Raw genomic sequence first — 17,414 nt, 5'->3', positions numbered from 1 at the left:
AGCAACCGCCATAGCTGTTAGGACACATCATTTATGTAGAGACGCGCCATTATGTAGAGACGCGCCATTATGTAGAGACGCGCCATTATGTAGAGACGCGCCATTATGTAGAGACGCGCCATTATGTAGAGACGCGCCATTATGTAGAGACGCGCCATGGCGCGTCTCTACAATGGTGACTATATAAGCAAGAGGCGATTGAAATCGCTGCTACACTTGCCTTTCGTCCGCCTGCGCGGACTAGATTATAAAGGGGTAGCTAACCCGGTTTTGGTATCATTTGGTAGAGACGCGCCATGGCGCGTCTCTACAACATGGTTATATTAACGCGGCAAAATTAAGGCATCCACTCCAGTATAATCCCGACTCGACTATCTTTTTCTTCTGTCGAGTTTTGCTTCTGAATATCGGTGGATAAGCGTAAGTCTGGGGTAACCGCATACCCAACTGACAAGGTGGTTAAACCGACTTCATCATCACTCCCTGGGGAGACAAAACTCTGGGTTAAAGATATATCAGCCGCACCTGTGCGAGATAAAACTAACTGCAATTTTACACCAATATTTACGCCATCTGTGGTATAATTATTCGACTCCAGATAGCGATAACCTACCAGGGGAGCGACATTCAGATAACTTCCCAAAGGACGCAAATAGTACCGCAAGTCTACACCATAAGCTTCGCGATCGCGATTAAATGAGGTGTGATAATCCCCACTGACAGTGAAACCGCTACGATTGATAAATATATCTTCCACACCGATATTCAATCCCCCCGCTTGTCCGGTTGAGGGAAACTGGGAATAGCCTAACCGGAAGCGGGTGCGAAAACTGGGGTCATGGCGTATTTCCTCTAAAACATTGGGTACCTCTTGTAACCAGCGTTGTAATACGGGACTATTCTCAATAATCTCTGGACTTAACTCCAATTCCTGGGCGGCTGAGTTTGATGGGGTTTCAGATTGAGCCGTCAGGTTTATGTCTGGAATTGGGGTTGGAATTGTGTCTAAAGTTTGGCAATAGGAGTCACCCCAACTGGGTACAAAAACCCATAGAAAACCTAAGCAAAATTGCCAACATCTTCTCTGAAAAGAGTTAACCGAAAATAGGTAATAGGAACTTGGAAAGATACTGTTGGCGAATTCTGGTTGGCTCATATCAAAGGAGTGGGGGCGGAGTTATTGGGGTGTAGGGGCGGGTTTTACTGATCACGTTTTGAAGACAACCCTTAGCGTAACTAAACCCGCCCTTCTTTTATCTAGGGGGGATGAGGGTTAGGGGATGAGGGTGTAAAGGTACATAGCCTAAAGGCTTACTATCATGGGTGTTTATCTTAAATTGACACGGATGAAGGCTTGCGCCCCAGATAAGTACCTCTTAGAGGTTTGTCGTTAAGATGCGAGCGTTTATAGCGCTAAAGCGCTTACTACAAACTTACTACAAACCTTAAAACCGTTCCACATCCTTAAACTGGGCTGACTTTTGAGCATTGGCGGCTTCCCCACAAGTGCGAGGGGTGGGAAATACCTTTCCCGGATTCGCCAAGCCTTTGGGATTAAACACCTGATTAATCCATTTCATAGTCTCCAAATCCGCTTCACTAAACATATCGGGCATAAAACAGTTCTTATCTGCACCAATCCCATGTTCCCCAGAAATACTTCCACCAGCATTTACACAAAGTCGCAGAATTTCTCCCCCTAATTTTTCTACCTGCTCAAATGCACCGGGAATTGATTCATCATAAAGAATCAGAGGATGTAAATTGCCATCCCCAGCATGAAAAACATTGGCAATCCGATAGCCATACTTTTCACTTAATGCTTCAACTTCTTTGAGCACCTGCGCTAACTGCGTCCGAGGAATCACCCCATCTTGGACAAAATAATTGGGACTTAGATGTCCCGCTGCTGCAAACGCGGCTTTGCGTCCTTTCCATAGTTTCAACCGCGTTTCTGGGTCACTGGCTGTGGTAATGGTTCGCGCTCCATTCTGTTGACACAGTTGAGTCACCCGCTTTTTGTTGGTACTTACTTCTACCTCTAACCCATCCAGTTCCACCAACAAAATTGCTCCCGCATCTCTGGGATAACACCCTGTCGCGACTACATCTTCTACCGCATTAATGCTGAGATTATCCATCATTTCCATTCCCCCTGGAATAATCCCCGCACCAATAATATCGGCAACGGCTGCACCTGCGGCTTCTATACTGGTAAAATCAGCAAGAACTACACAGATGGATTCTGGGGTTTTGAGAATTCGCAGTGTAATTTCTGTAGCAATTCCCAGGGTACCTTCTGAACCAACAAATACCCCGGTTAAATCATATCCTGGCATTTCGGGAATGGTGCCACCAACATCCACAATTGACCCATCAGGAATCACCAGTTTTAAGCCTAAAACATGGTTTGTGGTCACACCATATTTGAGACAATGAACCCCGCCAGAGTTTTCGGCAACATTACCGCCAATCGAGCAAATAATTTGACTGGAGGGGTCTGGGGCATAATAGAATCCTGCACCACTTACGGCTTGAGTAACCCAGTTGTTGATGACTCCAGGTTGAACAACAATTCGTTGATTGTCTAGGTCAACATCCAGGATACGCTTCATTAAGGCGGTGACGATTAAGACGCAATCTTCCACCGGTAAAGCACCACCTGATAAACCTGTGCCTGCACCTCGCGCCACCCAAGGGATATTATAGCGATCGCACAGTTTAACAGCTGCAGCAACTTGTTCAGTAGTGCGGGGAAGTACCACCAGCGCCGGACGTTGGCGATAACTGGGTAATCCATCACATTCGTAGGTGAGTAATTCCTCCTTGCGGCGAACCACACCGTTTTTACCAATAACTGCCTCAAATTCCTTGATAATGGGTTTCCAGTTCCGTTTGGGCTTGGCTTGGGTCATATATGTAGATTTCACGAGTACCGCTAGGGGAAAGGTCAAACATTAAAAAGGGATTGATAAAGTACTATTTTCAGGGAATCAAGGCTTTTATTTCAACCATGCATATCTTGCTTTTTTAGTCAAGCTTTATTTTGACCAACTCTCCTAACCTTAACAATTCTCGCTTTGCGCCGTTTTAGAAGCGGTTAGTTTGAAGCAAAGGCGATAGATAGGAGTTTTCGGATTCTTGACTCTCCTCCTCATGTTCAGCTTGGATATTGCATCGTTCCGCGCTATAAACATAAACGCCACCCGTTTCAATTTTATAGACCCAAGCATGAATATTAATCAGACCCCGGTACAGTTTGGCATGAATCGAGGGATAGGTCTTCAGATTTTCAATCTGCGTTAAAACGTTCTCTTCAATCGTCGCATTCAATATGTCTTCCCCTTCAGAATCTTGATAGTTTTCCTGAATAATCCGGCGTGTCGCTTCCGCGTATTTTAACCAATCATGTACCAAAGGCATTTTCTCGGTTAGATTTCCCAGTTGTAGGAGTCCCTTCATCGCGCCACAGTGAGAGTGACCGCAAACGATGATATGCTTAACTCCTAACGCTTCAACTGCATATTCAATCGCCGCTCCTTCTCCACCCGCCGTGGCACCATAAGGTGGAATAATGTTACCCACATTGCGAATAATAAACAGTTCTCCGGGTTCAGTTTGAGTAATCAGATTCGGATCAATCCGGGAGTCTGAACAGGTAATGAACAGAATTCTGGGGTGTTGTCCCTCACAAAGGCGTTCAAAGAGTTCTCGGTGGCTCGTGAAGTAGTGGGTTTGGAAGTTATGGACGCCTTTTAATAACTTTCGCATCAGATAATCATTCCTTGGGCGATAACACTATCACAGTTTAGGGGAAAGTTAGAGGTATGGGTAGACTGTTTTTCCGTAATGATCATCAAAGGATTCGATTTTTGCATCTCTTGCCGATTTTGACTCAAGTTTGTAGCAATTGATACTAAATTATTTTAGCGATCGCGTCGGCTTGTAGTAAAAGCTAAAGCCCTAGATTCCGCTTTAGTAACATGGGTCAATTCAACCTACAACCTATTCCACAATTTTAGCTGTGCTACACCACTAGTAATAAGTGATGCAAACGCTGATGGCGAAGACAGCGCAACTACAAACCTAGCTTGAATGGCGCTGACTGGTATGCTGGTGGGCAATGCCCACCCTACGGTATATCAAGGTTTTGTTGATCCAAAAATGCTTATTTTAGTGCCATTTAACCTAGCTTAAGTTCATTGCTACATTGTCGAGAAACTCCTGCACAAGCCGCCAAACCTTCTCAACTAAATCTGGACTATCCGCATCAAACCATTCAATTTCTGGATACGCTCGAAACCAAGTTACCTGACGCTTGGCAAATTGTCGCGTATGCACAACTGTTAACGCTTTTGCCTCGGAGAAAGACATCTCACCTATCAAATATTGTTTCATTTCCCGATATCCTAAGGTATCTAAAAGCGGTAAATTCCAGCCATATTTCTGTGCCAATGTTTTCACCTCTTCTACTAATCCGGCTGTCACCATCATTTCGGTGCGCTTGGCAATACGGCGGGTGAGAGAGTCAGCGTCTTGACATTGCAAACAGATTGGAAGAATGGGATAGGGCGGCGGATTTTCCCCTTGCTGCTTGGATATGGGGCGTCCGGTGATGTAAAATACTTCTAATGCCCGTAATGTTCTCACTTGATCATGGGGATGAATTTTATCAGCCGCCCTGGGATCGACTTGTTGCAAGAACTCATAGCATTGAGTTTGACCCAGAGCACAAAGCTGCGATCGCAAGTCTTCATTGGGTGCAACTCGGGGAATCTTTAATCCCCGGACTATCGCTTTAATATACAAACCCGTACCCCCCACCAGTAATAGGGGCGAAGGGAGAGACGCAATCAACTCCTGGGCTTGTTCCTGATAGTCGGCTACTGTTAATGTTTCAGTGGGAGCGCAGATATCAATCAAGTAATGGGGGACTATCTGTCGTTCGGCTACTGAAGGCTTAGCTGTGCCAATATCAAACTCCCGGTAAACTTGACGGGAATCCGCGCTTAATATTACGGTATTTAATCGCTGCGCTAATTCTAACGCCAGCCCCGACTTCCCTGTCGCCGTCGCCCCACCAATCACAATGAGTTGGGGATATTTGTCATTTGTCATTTGTCATTTGTCATTCGTTAAATTTTTCCTTGCTCCTGTGATCCTCTGCCCAACCCCAAGCCCGGTCTATCCCCTCTATAAATATCTCTTCAGATTACCCTGTAGCCGCCTATAACCCTTTTGTGTTAGAATTTTTGAGTGTTTTGTCATTTTAAAGCATATAAACCGCTCAAAGCGTTTACTGGAGAAGCCCTGATATGACAAGTAGCTACAGTGCCGATCAGATTCAAGTATTGGAAGGTCTCGAAGCGGTACGCAAGCGTCCGGGAATGTACATCGGTTCTACCGGTCCACGGGGACTCCATCATCTAGTTTACGAGGTTGTAGACAATTCGATTGATGAGGCGCTGGCTGGCTATTGCACTCATATCGAAGTTGACTTCAACGCCGATGGTTCCGTTAGCGTTACCGACGATGGACGGGGTATTCCCACAGATACTCATTCTAAGACCGGCAAATCAGCATTGGAAACAGTAATGACGGTGCTGCACGCCGGCGGTAAGTTTGGCGGCGGCGGTTATAAAGTGTCGGGCGGATTGCACGGGGTTGGGGTTTCTGTCGTCAACGCCCTCTCAGAATGGGTGGAAGTTACGGTGTGGCGAGAGAAACGGGTTCATACCCAGCGCTACGAACGCGGTGTTGCGATGGGTGATTTGGTTGTCAAACCCAGTCAAGAAGATCGCACGGGGACAGCGGTTACGTTCAAACCGGACACGCAAATCTTTAGCAATGGGATCGAGTTTGACTACTCTACGGTAGCAGGGCGGCTGCGAGAACTCGCCTATCTCAATGGCGGCGTGAGGATTACGTTTACAGATCACCGCATCTCTCCCGAACGCATCGACAGCTACCACTATGAGGGGGGTATCCAGGAATATATAGCATACATGAACCGGGAGAAGGAACCCCTGCACCAAGAAATTATCTATGTTCAGGGTGAACGGAATAATGTGCAAGTGGAAGTGGCGCTGCAATGGTGCGTGGATGCTTATAGCGATAACCTGTTGGGATTTGCCAACAATATCCGTACCATTGACGGTGGGACACACTTAGAAGGATTAAAGACAGTTCTGACTCGGACATTAAACGCGATCGCACGCAAGCGGAATAAACTTAAAGACAGTGAGGCTAACCTCGGCGGCGAGAATGTTCGCGAAGGATTAACTGGAGTTATTTCCGTCAAAGTCCCTGATCCTGAATTTGAAGGACAAACCAAAACTAAACTGGGGAATACAGAAGTCCGAGGTATCGTGGATTCCCTGGTGGGTGAAGTGTTGACGGAGTACCTGGAATTTCGCCCTCAAGTGGCTGATTCTGTTTTAGAGAAAGCCATCCAAGCCTTTAAAGCCGCAGAAGCAGCGCGTCGGGCGCGGGAGTTGGTACGGCGTAAGTCTGTATTGGAGTCGTCTCCCCTACCGGGTAAGTTAGCCGATTGCAGTTCCAGAGATCCCTCTGAATCCGAAATCTTCATCGTTGAGGGGGATAGTGCAGGCGGTTGTTTTGATGGCGATACGCTGGTGGCTTTAGCCGATGGGCGTTCTCTCAGCTTCAAAGACATTGTGGCGGAACAGGCGATGGGGAAAGAGCATTTTTGCTACACCATTCGCCATGATGGAACGATTGGGTTAGAACGGATTATCAACCCTCGGATGACAAAGGCGAATGCCCAAGTGATTCAGGTGACACTGGATAATGGGGAAACACTGATTTGTACACCGGATCACCCCTTTATGTTGCGAGATGGCAGTTACAAAGCCGCCGCCTTGCTCACGCCTGAAGATTCCCTAATGCCCCTTTATCGCAAGCTGTCGGACAAGAGTGAACCGGGGATTACCATTGACGGTTACGAGCTGACATGGAATCCTCGCTCCCATAGTTGGCTTTTTACCCACCTGTTAGCTGATTGGTATAACCGCTGGCAGGGTATCTATAAGTTAGGGGATGGAGATCACTGCCATCATCTTGATTTCAACAAACACAACAATAATCCCACTAATATCCGGCGTTTGGCGGCTGATGAACACTTGAAGCTGCATCGTCAACATTTAGAACATACCCTACATCGCCCTGATGTAGTGGATAAATGTCAGGCTACTCGTCGCACCGAAGAGTTCCGCGCCAAAATGAGTCAACGAATGCAGCAACCCCAAACGCGGCAAATTCTGTCGGAACAGGCAAAAGCCCAGTGGGATTCGGACACCTACAAAGCTTACATGGCGGCTAAATGGCGTGAGTTCTATAACAGCAACGAAAGCTATCGCTGTTCCAATCACCAACAACTCAACCAAGCACAGCAAGACTATTGGAGTGATGAAGCCAATCGTCTGGCTCAAGCTGAACGGGTTCATAACTATTTTGCCAATAATCCTGACGCACGGGAATCTCATTCCCAGCGAGCCAAGCAACAGTGGCAAGATGAGACTTTACTGGAATGGCGGCGAGAAAAGACACAGGAGCAATGGACACCTGAATTTCGCACCAAGCGTTTAGCCACATTGCACCAAACTTACTATCGCAAAACATTGGCAGCTCTAAAACAAATTGAAATTGAGCAAGGTCAACTGGATCTTAACGCCTACAATGCCTACCGCATCCAAACTCGTGATAAGTCGATGTTGCGATTTGACACGTTCTGTCAGCGTTATTTCCAGGGTGATGAAACCCTCGCTCGCGAAGCTGTTGCCAACTACAATCATCGGGTTGTTGCCATCGAACGCCTAGAAAAACGAGTGGATGTTTACGATATTGAAGTTCCCCACACCCATAACTTTGCCCTAGCCAGTGGCATTTTTGTTCACAATAGTGCCAAACAAGGACGCGATCGCCAATTCCAAGCGATTCTACCTCTGCGGGGTAAAATTCTCAACATCGAGAAAACTGATGATGCCAAAATTTACAAGAACACAGAAATTCAGTCCCTGATTACGGCACTAGGTTTGGGTATCAAAGGTGAGGAGTTTGACCCCTCTAATCTGCGTTACCACCGCATCGTAATTATGACGGACGCTGATGTAGATGGCGCCCATATCCGTACTCTGTTACTTACCTTTTTCTATCGCTATCAACGAGCATTAGTGGATCAGGGGTATATCCACATTGCTTGTCCGCCATTGTATAAAGTAGAACGTGGACGCAATCATTACTACTGCTATAGCGATCGCGAACTCACCAACTTAGTTCAAAATGAGTTCCCCGCTAACGCTAATTACACCATCCAACGGTTTAAAGGGTTGGGTGAAATGATGCCACAACAACTCTGGGATACCACGATGAACCCAGAAACGCGGACAATGAAGCGGGTGGAGATCGAAGATGCAGCGGAAGCTGATCGCATCTTTACCGTTCTCATGGGCGATCGGGTTGCACCTCGCCGGGAATTCATTGAAACCTATGGCGCCCGACTCGATTTAGCGGATCTGGATATTTAACTACCTTTCTTAGCAAGGTTTAGATCCCCCTCCCATCCCCCATGGAACAAAAAGCTCCCGCATCCTTTGGTATCCCCCTTTTTTCCCCCTTTTTCCCCCCTTTTTCCCCCCTTTTTCCCCCCTTTTTCCCCCCTTTCAATGGGGGGCTAGGGGGGTTGGGGGCTAGGGGGGATGGGGGGGGGGGGGGGTGGGGGGTGGGGGGGTGGGGGGGGGGGGGGGGTGGGGGGCTTGGGGGGATCTCTTCTGGAGTAAGGGTTTCAGTCTTGAGTTGACACAGATATATATAACTTACCCCGACACACCCTGATAATCAAACCAATTAATTGGCATTCTTCTGCTTTTTGGACTGTTGGCGTTTAAAGAAAGCACCGAATCCTAACGCCATACCGGAACCCAGAATCGTTAGCGGTTCGGGAACAGCTTCTGGATCAGGCAAATCTCCTTCAAATAGTACCGAACTTCCTCCATTATTCGGAGCAACGATGTGGAATTCTCCATTTCCCGTAATTGATCGAGCAATCATTTGCCCATTAATATGACCATTCGAGAACTCATTGTACTCAGCCAACGGAGCTAAAACGCTGCCTTGCCAAGAAAAACCTGTCGAGTTTAACTGTGTAGCATCAACAAAGTTGAATAAAACCCGGTTAGCACCAGCACCGTTGGGATTACCATTGAGATTCATTTGAAAACCACTCGTGAGATTGAATGGGTTCCCCGTTACGTTAACCAACACCGTCGAGTTTGGATTAAATGTAAGATTTAAACCATTTGCACTAGCGAGCTCAGAGGCATCTAGCTCAAAAACGTTTAGATCGGAACTAGTACCATCTAAATTAAGCGTACCAAAGTTATTTTGGACTGTACTGTTAGTAGCTAAACCCCCCAATTGAGCAGAATAATTCTTGTAGAATTGCTCAGCCTCAGCAAAATTAATAGGATTTCCTACTCCATACTGACCATTGGGGATAGCCACGCCGGAGAGAGTAATGCGGCCACCCACCACCACATCACCGACATAGACTTGACCATTGGTATAGTTTAAGTCGCCGCCAACCACTAGAGTGTCACCTGCACCCTCAGGCGGCAACTCGCTCGCCGTTCCAAAATTAGTCAGTTTCGCATCGCCACCAACGGCTATCCTACCGTGAGCATCCACATTGTAAAGGTCTATATCATCAAAGGCGAAAACATTAAAACCTTGAGCCGGACCAATCAAAGCCGCTTGAGCGGGGATAGAGAGGCTGAGGGCTGCGGTGGCACCTAAAACTGTACTGGCGCTGGCAACGGCAATTTTCTTTAGATTCTTGTTCATTGTTTCCGGGTGTAGCTGTTTGAAGTGTGGAAGTGATTAACTTATTAAGTCTTTTTTTTATCATATTTTTATCCCGAAACATTTGGGTAAAGATTCCATGAAAATTGCCATTCTATTTTATAAAGTTTTCATGAAGCTTGACGCTCAGTTTAGTTCAGTATTTTTTATAAAGTTTTCATAAAAAGTTCCCCAATTTTGATGAAGATTTGATGAAGATACTCAGTTCAAAAAAGCGATCGCGCCCCCTGAAGCGGTGCTGTAATTGCCCCATTGCCTAGGGGGATCAGCCAAACTGACGATCACCAGATGAGTGGCGATCGCTAAACTGACATCACTCCTCATAAGGGTCAAAAATCACCTCAAATTCAGCCCCACGCATAAAGCGACTGAGTACACGTTGGTGATCTTCGGCATCTTGACGGTTGTAAAATCGGGCTACCGTACAGCGACGAGCATCATTCAACAAGCGGATGATCACCCAAGGGCGGGTTAAGTCTAAGGGTTCTTGAACGTCTGGCTTACTGATCAGGGTGTCTAACCGTTCCTGTTTGAGAGCATTATGTACCAATAACATCAGTTGTTTTCGGGCTGGAGTTTCCTGATTGGGTAAAACTGTCCAACTTGCCACAGGTGCGGGTAAATAGGTCAATGTATGAGAATCTTCTGCTTTGGTGACTTTCCAAGCCAGACGGCGAGGTTGTTTTTGACATTGATACCCCTGCTGTCTGAGAACCGAACAAAGACGTTCACCTTCTGTAGTTATACGCAACCAGTCACTATGCTTCATGGCGATTCCAGAATAAAGAATAAATAGATAACTTCTCCCCAATCCCCCAGGAAAACCAGGGAAATAGAGGTTTCGCTAGTTACCCTACTTAAGGTTTATTCCCGAAAAACTATCGCCATTGTTTTGACAAATAAATTAATTTATGGTATTAATATGCTCTCCATAAATGTAGAGATACTCTACAGAAGTATCTTCGATGACCCTGCTTCCCTTATCTCTTGCCCTATTGTCATCCACCATCCCATTATCTCTGGGTACGGGTACAATATGCAGCAGTGATTTTAGCCCCCCTTGTTATCTATGAGCGGACATATGCCGCCGATTAGTGATTTACGCGCTCGCCATACTGGCTGGGATAAACCAACGCCAGAAAATCTCAAGGAGATTGGCACGATTGAGTTTTTCTGGCGAAATTTGTTTGAGGCAATTTTCCATCCGGAGCAAGGTAACTGGCAACATCATTGGCAACAGCTCTACAATCTGATTTTGGAGCGATGTCCTGACAATGATGAACGCCGCACGACTATTTTCTACCTAGAGACAGTCAAAAACTGCTTGAAGATAGAGGGAGACTGGAGAAAGTATTGGAAAAGGATACTGATTTATATGGAAAATGCGAGAGATTGGGCGAGGAAATCGGTTATCCGGGGATGAGCCTGATTCCAGAAAGAGTGGGATAATACACCCGTTATAGGAGATGAGATAGATGTTCGCCAAGTGGGACGAAGTCCGGAAGATGAGGGAGTTGTGAGTTAAATCAAAAGCATCCTGATCCACACCTGTAAATCTTGAACAAAGGAAAACGAAGGAATAGAGGAGCCGGTCAGGATGCCTGAATATCAGTGGAAATTAACGATTATAGAGCGTAACTTGTTGTTATCGAATTGGATGAACCTGATTCCAGAAGCCCAAGAGCGTATGCTAGAAGAGGCGGATGAGTTGATGGCTATGTTACCTTTGTGTGATAAGCAACGGTTAGTGGCGTCTTTGGAAACCCTTCACTATCATACCCAAGCCGAGTTACACCAAAAGATCCAGCAGATTTTGAGGAGTCAGATGAAGTTATACGCTGCATAGGTAGGGTTTAGCCGCTTCTAAAAACCTATACAAACCTACCCATAAGTAATTCTGTCTTGGTATAAGTCCAAGATCCTCTATAGGCAAAGAGGGGAGATTTGCAGAAAGCTAGTAGCAGCATAGCTTTCTGCATTATTTAGCTCCCCCAATAGGAAACTGTCTATCAGGTTTCATGACACTAAGTCCTTAAAACTGACAAATAGCTCTTTAAGGGACATTACATTAATGGACAAAAATGGGCAGTACTGGATTCGAACCAGTGACATCCTGCTTGTAAGGCAGGCGCTCTACCGCTGAGCTAACCGCCCAGTATGTATCATACTTACTTAGATTAACACAAAATTACCAAAAATATGCCCTCTGGTCAAATACACGATCGCATTACCTTATGGAGCATCCCCCTTGTAACCGCTGTAACCCGCATCATGACTAGGAATGGGGATTTAACCCTGATCGTATCTGGAGGATTTTTTTTTAGTGGACTCATGTTCAGTCCCGACTTAGATCTCTACTCACGCCCCTTTAAACGCTGGGGGTGGCTGCGCTGGATTTGGCTACCCTACCAAAAGGTGATGCGCCACCGCTCTATTTTTTCCCACGGCTTTATCCTGGGGACTACGATTCGTATCCTCTATCTGGGAAGTTGGATTATCGCCCTAGCGGGAGTCGGATTTGTGATTATGTACTTATTCCAGGCTGTACCTTGGACTGGGGAAGAGTTAAAACAACATATCAAGCGATCGCTCCTGGATTATCAAGCCCACTGGATTGCTTTATTTATCGGCTTAGAACTCGGCGCTATCCTCCACTCCGTCAGTGATTGGACAAGTTCCACCTACAAGCGCTACCAGCGTCAAAAGCAAAAGCCGCGCCGTAAATCCACCAAACGCCAGCGAACCTCAAATCGATGAACTTAATACTTCTGCGATATAACAACCATGTTTAACCAATATTCCTGCATCCTCGAACGCCAGTCCATTGCTGGAACATTGCTCCCCCAGTTCCCAGGCGTAGCATGCTACGTCTCTACCAGCTTCCCCCGCTTCCCTATCCCTTGCACTCATGGATTGGCACAAATCGGCAATCTCGTTAAGAATAGTTACGTGGTTGTTGAATAGCCCCTGATGTCCAATTCCCCAGACATTGCCCAAACCTCCCCTCAAGCCTCGGTATTAGCTGCCCTACAACAGCTTATCGATGTGGTTGCCCAGTTGCGATCGCCCGATGGAGGCTGTCCTTGGGATCTTGCCCAAACGCCGGAGACGTTAACTCCTTATGTGATTGAAGAAGCTTATGAAGTTGTCGATGCCATTCGCAGTGGCCATCCCCAAGCGATCGCGGAAGAATTGGGTGATTTACTCCTTCAGGTAGTATTACAAGCCCAAATCGCCGCCGAAGTCGGTCATTTTACCCTCAAAGAAGTGGCGGATGGCATTACCGAAAAACTCATCCGTCGTCATCCCCACGTCTTTGGCGATGTCAATGTGCAAGACGCCGAAGAAGTCCGTTACAATTGGGAGCAAATCAAAGCTGCTGAAAAAGGAGAAACTTCAGCCGAAGCACAACGGTTGAGTCGTAAACTCCAAGGATACGCCCGGAAACTCCCCCCCTTAATGGCAGGGATGAAAATTTCCCAAAAAGCCGCAGCAGCCGGATTTGAATGGAATGATGTCGATGGGGTTTGGGCAAAATTCGCCGAAGAATTAGCCGAATTCCATCAGGCAATTGACCAAGAAGGGAAAGAGGAGCAGCTCTCAGAACTGGGGGACTTATTGTTTACACTAATTAATGTCGCCCGTTGGTATGATCTTGACCCAGCCACAGCGCTGCAAGATACCAACGAACGCTTTATCCAGCGTTTGTCAGGTATGGAAGCGATCGCAACTCGTTCCTTGTCTGAGTATACCCTGGATGAATTAGAGCAGCTTTGGCAGCAAGCGAAAGCGGCATTAAAGCAGTCACAGATGGGGGAGATGGGAGAGTAAGGGCAGTAGAGACGTAGCCTGCTACGTCTGGAAGATGGGGGAGAAAAAATTTATCCAAGCATTATGGAAACCCGCCCCTGTACTCAAGACGCGCCATGGCACGTCTCTACACAAAAAACTCTTTCACCCCGATAATTCTTTGCCCAGATAAACGGGATACAATCAAAAAGTAACTCACGCTATAAATCTTAAGGATCTAGCACTCGCGCTTTTGACGTGGAATCGCCTGAAACTGTTTTGTTTGAATTCAACTCGATTGATGAAGCTCTAGCCGACCTCAAAGCCGGTCGCGCTTTGGTTGTGGTTGACGATGAAAACCGGGAGAACGAAGGGGACGTAATTTGCGCTGCCCAATTTGCTACACCAGATATGATTAATTTCATGGCGGTGGAAGCCAGGGGCTTGATTTGTCTGGCGCTGATGGGAGAACGCCTCGATGCCCTCGATTTGCCGTTAATGGTTACCAAAAATACCGATAGCAATCAAACGGCTTTCACGATTAGTATTGATGCAGCATCCCATCTGGGGGTGACAACGGGTATCTCGGCAGAAGACCGGGCGCGAACGATCCAAATTGCGATTAATCCCCACACTAAACCCTGTGATTTACGTCGTCCGGGTCATATTTTCCCGATCCGCGCTAGAGAAGGAGGTGTCCTCAAGCGGGCGGGTCATACGGAAGCGGCGGTGGATTTACCGCGATTGGCAGGTTTATACCCAGCCGGGGTGATCTGTGAGATCCAAAATCCCGATGGGTCTATGGCGCGTTTGCCGCAGTTGATTCAGTATGCTAAACAGCATAATCTCAAACTGATTAGCATTGCCGATTTAATTAGTTATCGCCTGCAACATGATCGCTTCGTCTACCGGGAAACGGTGGCTAAATTGCCGACAGAGTTTGGCACGTTTAAAATTTATGGCTATCGCAATACCTTGGACAAAACAGAACATGTGGCAATTGTCAAGGGAGATCCGGAAACGTTCCAAGACCAACCTGTGATGGTACGGATGCACTCGGAATGTCTCACGGGAGATGCTTTGGGTTCCCTGCGCTGTGATTGTCGTCAGCAACTGGAAGCCGCATTAAAAATGATTGAGGCGGCGGGTCAAGGGGTGTTGGTGTATTTGCGCCAAGAGGGACGGGGAATTGGTTTGGTGAATAAGCTCAAAGCCTATTCCCTCCAGGATATGGGACTCGATACCGTGGAGGCGAATGAACGCTTGGGATTTCCGGCGGATCTGCGTAACTATGGGATGGGAGCGCAAATGCTCAATGATATTGGCGTCAAAAAAATTCGCCTGATTACCAATAATCCCCGTAAGATTGCTGGATTAAGGGGGTACGGGATTGAGGTGGTTGATCGGGTTCCTCTGTTGATTGAAGCGAATGACTATAACTCGATCTATTTAGCCACTAAGGCACAGAAACTGGGGCATCTGTTGCTACAAACTTATTTAGTCACTGTGGGAATTCAGTGGTTAGATGCGCCGCAACCGGTGACACAACGGTATGAACGACTGGAAAAACTGCGACATTTAGCAGCAAGCCATAACTTACTATTACAGGAAGAAGCCCGTCCTGTGGCGATCGCACTATTTGGGAAACCGTCCTTAATTGTTCACTTGGGCTTTGATCAAGCTAACCTGGCAGAACCAGACTGGTACAAGGATAGCAATCATCCCTACTGCGTTGCGATCGCGAAAATCTTAGATACACTCAGTACTTGGACGCAACTGGGACGCCTAGAGTTTCTAGTGTCTACTGGTGTCGATCCCCTGCTTAGTTTGCAAGTTCAGCTTGATCGGCAAATGTTTTCACTGAATCAGTGTCCCTCCCGTGTATTTGATCATTTAACCACGCAAAAAATCTACAGTTTTGAGCGGTAAGGGTTATTTGTCCTTTGTCCTTTGTTAAAGAGTTATTTAAACATTCTTATATAGCATTGCTATAACCGTTTGTCAACCCGTATTGAAGGTAACTATAAATGGTAACATTACAACTCAAACAGTTAAGTGTTCCTCTAGGACAGCGGATTATTTTGACTGATGTAAACTGGTCAAAATTTGAGGATATTTTGCAAGAACTCGGTGAAAAACGAGCGACTAGAGTAGCTTACTATCACAGTCAATTAGAAATTAGGATGCCATTACCAGAACATGAATTTGATAAAGAAATTATTGGTGACATGGTAAAGATTTTGCTAGAAGAATTGGAGATTGACCGCGAATGTTACGGTTCAACGACGTTCAAGCGCCAGGATATGGCAGCAGGAATCGATCCAGATAATTGTTTTTATATTCAAAATCATCGTTTAATGATTGGCAAAAGACGATTAGATTTAACGGTAGATCCCCCCCCTGATCTCGCCATTGAGGTTGATGTTACCTCCAAAACACAACTGAGTGCTTATGCCGCTTTGGGAGTGCCGGAGTTATGGCAGTTTTCTCAGGGAACTTTAAAAATTAATGTCCTGCAAGCGGGTGATTATGTTGAGTCTTCTTTGAGTCCTACTTTTGAGAATTTCCCGATGATTGAGGGGGTTTTACAATTTGTCCAAATGAGTTTGACGCAAGGTTCAAGTGCGGCTTTAAGGGCTTTTCGGAAGTGGATTAGGCAGAGAATTGATCGATGATATAGCAATCGCCATAGCGGTTAGGACGCATCTTATGGTAGAGACGCGCCATGGCTTTATCGGGGCGGGTTTAGTCACATCCCTTGTGCAACCGAAAAGATAGTCGTGAAACCCGCCCCTACATATACGCCAGGTGGGTGTATATCTACGTTGTAGGTTGGGGATTTAAAACCGATAATTGGCTAAACTAGCCGGGTAGGATTGAGCCGAAACTTTTACAATACGACCATCAAGCTTTTGGGCAACATCACCAACTTGAATTAATGGCATTTGTCCATTCAGATACATTACCCCAGTGAATGCAACCATTCCACCTCGGCGAAAGGTTGCCATGTCTAATTGTAGAGGTGTTCCTTCCATATCGATACCTAAGGTAAAGCCTGTTGAAGTATCTGCCAAATTATTCAATTCTGGGAGGGGTTTGTATTCCAATACGTTTATTTCTCCCATCCCTTGCAATCGTTGCTTCAGTTGGCTAACCAGCAACTGTTGAATTTCGGGTTGTTGTAACTGTTGTACATTGGTATCAAAGTTTACCCAATCCTGTTCGCTAGACAGGGGACTGGTAAATCCTAGAACAATTTGGAAGCTTTCGGGATTGACAAAGGCGAATAAATTTTCTGGGTTCAGGTTGGCTTGCTGGAATTGCTGGGTTAGGAGTCTAAACTGAGAGGCAAGTGAGGCGGCTAATTCGGGGGGGAGTTCCTGAAATCCCTCAGGTAAGTCTTCTAGTAACAGCTTGACATTGGCAGAGGTGGAGGCTTGGGAAATCCTTTGGGGAACTGTTGGGGATGCAGTGGAGGCTTGAGTTAGGGGTATATCAGCATTAACTGGATTGCCTGTGAATAGGATGCCACTCAACAAGCACAAGCTTAAGGGAATTGTCTTGATCATCTTACAATTAGCAAGGGGACTCCCGCTATGGTAGCAAAATAGGGAACGGAGAACAGAATCTATATAATTTACGATACAATTTGTCTCTTGGTCTAATGAGTGGGTGAGTGATATCAAGTCCATGGGCGACTGCTATAACGATGGCGTTGGGTTTCGTCCCTCAACCCAACCTACAAA

The 17,414-nt window shown here is 46.4% G+C and carries 18 protein-coding genes and 1 tRNA gene; 8 read left to right on the top strand and 11 right to left on the bottom strand.

The window, feature by feature from the left end:
• Nucleotides 1-17 precede the first annotated feature (17 nt).
• On the bottom strand, nucleotides 18-158 hold the full coding sequence (locus RIM23_RS03820) for a hypothetical protein (RefSeq protein ID WP_446364597.1): 141 nt from the start codon (nucleotides 156-158) through the stop codon (nucleotides 18-20).
• Here RIM23_RS03820 and RIM23_RS03815 point away from each other — a divergent pair.
• Entirely contained in the window at nucleotides 157-327 is a 171-nt protein-coding gene (locus tag RIM23_RS03815; RefSeq protein ID WP_446364595.1) for a hypothetical protein, read from the top strand. The two genes, RIM23_RS03820 and RIM23_RS03815, sit on opposite strands and share 2 nt — an antisense overlap.
• A gap of 10 nt (nucleotides 328-337) precedes the next feature.
• Here RIM23_RS03815 and RIM23_RS03810 read toward each other — a convergent pair whose 3' ends face one another.
• From RIM23_RS03810 to miaA, 5 genes are all read right to left on the bottom strand, one after another.
• Nucleotides 338-1,156, bottom strand: coding sequence for a hypothetical protein (locus RIM23_RS03810; RefSeq protein WP_446364593.1), 819 nt, complete (start codon nucleotides 1,154-1,156; stop codon nucleotides 338-340).
• Nucleotides 1,157-1,445: 289 nt separating this feature from the next.
• A complete protein-coding gene (gene glcD, locus RIM23_RS03805) occupies nucleotides 1,446-2,915 on the bottom strand; it encodes a glycolate oxidase subunit GlcD (protein ID WP_446364591.1) in 1,470 nt (489 codons plus the stop codon).
• 175 nt (nucleotides 2,916-3,090) lie between these two features.
• Complete coding sequence (locus RIM23_RS03800) at nucleotides 3,091-3,771, bottom strand: carbonic anhydrase (RefSeq protein ID WP_446364589.1); 681 nt, start codon at nucleotides 3,769-3,771, stop codon at nucleotides 3,091-3,093.
• Entirely contained in the window at nucleotides 3,771-3,899 is a 129-nt protein-coding gene (locus RIM23_RS03795) for a hypothetical protein (protein WP_446364587.1), read from the bottom strand. Before RIM23_RS03795 ends, RIM23_RS03800 begins: the two co-directional genes overlap by 1 nt.
• A gap of 289 nt (nucleotides 3,900-4,188) precedes the next feature.
• Nucleotides 4,189-5,118: a tRNA (adenosine(37)-N6)-dimethylallyltransferase MiaA gene (gene miaA, locus RIM23_RS03790; RefSeq protein WP_446364585.1), complete on the bottom strand. Its 930-nt coding sequence runs from the start codon at nucleotides 5,116-5,118 to the stop codon at nucleotides 4,189-4,191.
• Nucleotides 5,119-5,315: 197 nt separating this feature from the next.
• Between miaA and gyrB the strand changes: the two genes are divergently transcribed.
• The gene (gene gyrB / locus RIM23_RS03785; protein WP_446364583.1) at nucleotides 5,316-8,546 is read left to right on the top strand and encodes a DNA topoisomerase (ATP-hydrolyzing) subunit B; all 3,231 of its coding nucleotides are present in this window, start codon (nucleotides 5,316-5,318) and stop codon (nucleotides 8,544-8,546) included.
• Between the two features lie 319 nt (nucleotides 8,547-8,865).
• Here the strand turns inward: gyrB and RIM23_RS03780 are convergent, their stop codons facing one another.
• The 3 genes from RIM23_RS03780 to RIM23_RS03770 form a co-directional block, all read right to left on the bottom strand.
• Nucleotides 8,866-9,861: a PEP-CTERM sorting domain-containing protein gene (locus RIM23_RS03780; protein ID WP_446364581.1), complete on the bottom strand. Its 996-nt coding sequence runs from the start codon at nucleotides 9,859-9,861 to the stop codon at nucleotides 8,866-8,868.
• Nucleotides 9,862-10,080: 219 nt separating this feature from the next.
• A complete protein-coding gene (locus tag RIM23_RS03775) occupies nucleotides 10,081-10,203 on the bottom strand; it encodes a hypothetical protein (protein ID WP_446364580.1) in 123 nt (40 codons plus the stop codon).
• Nucleotides 10,193-10,648 (bottom strand): hypothetical protein, encoded by a 456-nt coding sequence (locus tag RIM23_RS03770; protein ID WP_446364578.1) that lies wholly within the window; start codon nucleotides 10,646-10,648, stop codon nucleotides 10,193-10,195. Before RIM23_RS03770 ends, RIM23_RS03775 begins: the two co-directional genes overlap by 11 nt.
• 300 nt (nucleotides 10,649-10,948) lie before the next feature.
• On the opposite strand from RIM23_RS03770, the gene RIM23_RS03765 reads away from it, so the two are divergent.
• Nucleotides 10,949-11,302, top strand: a complete 354-nt coding sequence (locus RIM23_RS03765; protein WP_446354191.1) for a hypothetical protein — start codon at nucleotides 10,949-10,951, stop codon at nucleotides 11,300-11,302.
• A 174-nt stretch (nucleotides 11,303-11,476) separates the two neighbouring features.
• Nucleotides 11,477-11,725, top strand: coding sequence for a hypothetical protein (locus RIM23_RS03760; protein ID WP_446364576.1), 249 nt, complete (start codon nucleotides 11,477-11,479; stop codon nucleotides 11,723-11,725).
• 236 nt (nucleotides 11,726-11,961) lie between these two features.
• Here the strand turns inward: RIM23_RS03760 and RIM23_RS03755 are convergent.
• A tRNA-Val gene (locus RIM23_RS03755) sits at nucleotides 11,962-12,033 on the bottom strand.
• A gap of 45 nt (nucleotides 12,034-12,078) precedes the next feature.
• On the opposite strand from RIM23_RS03755, the gene RIM23_RS03750 reads away from it, so the two are divergent.
• From RIM23_RS03750 to RIM23_RS03735, 4 genes are all read left to right on the top strand, one after another.
• Nucleotides 12,079-12,636, top strand: coding sequence for a metal-binding protein (locus RIM23_RS03750; RefSeq protein WP_446364574.1), 558 nt, complete (start codon nucleotides 12,079-12,081; stop codon nucleotides 12,634-12,636).
• A gap of 213 nt (nucleotides 12,637-12,849) precedes the next feature.
• Complete coding sequence (gene mazG / locus RIM23_RS03745; protein WP_446364572.1) at nucleotides 12,850-13,710, top strand: nucleoside triphosphate pyrophosphohydrolase; 861 nt, start codon at nucleotides 12,850-12,852, stop codon at nucleotides 13,708-13,710.
• A 237-nt stretch (nucleotides 13,711-13,947) separates the two neighbouring features.
• Nucleotides 13,948-15,597 carry a bifunctional 3,4-dihydroxy-2-butanone-4-phosphate synthase/GTP cyclohydrolase II gene (gene ribBA, locus RIM23_RS03740; RefSeq protein WP_446364570.1) on the top strand — a complete coding sequence of 550 codons (1,650 nt, stop codon included), beginning with the start codon at nucleotides 13,948-13,950 and terminating at the stop codon, nucleotides 15,595-15,597.
• 98 nt (nucleotides 15,598-15,695) lie between these two features.
• Nucleotides 15,696-16,343 (top strand): Uma2 family endonuclease, encoded by a 648-nt coding sequence (locus tag RIM23_RS03735; protein WP_446364568.1) that lies wholly within the window; start codon nucleotides 15,696-15,698, stop codon nucleotides 16,341-16,343.
• Nucleotides 16,344-16,508: 165 nt separating this feature from the next.
• Here the strand turns inward: RIM23_RS03735 and RIM23_RS03730 are convergent, their stop codons facing one another.
• Nucleotides 16,509-17,237, bottom strand: coding sequence for a hypothetical protein (locus RIM23_RS03730; RefSeq protein WP_446364566.1), 729 nt, complete (start codon nucleotides 17,235-17,237; stop codon nucleotides 16,509-16,511).
• Nucleotides 17,238-17,414: the final 177 nt, after the last annotated feature.

The organism is Coleofasciculus sp. G3-WIS-01 (assembly GCF_040223135.1).
Lineage (GTDB): Bacteria > Cyanobacteriota > Cyanobacteriia > Cyanobacteriales > Coleofasciculaceae > Coleofasciculus.
Note: the sequence above shows the minus strand (reverse complement) of the source record. Positions and strands in the feature narration are given on the sequence as shown.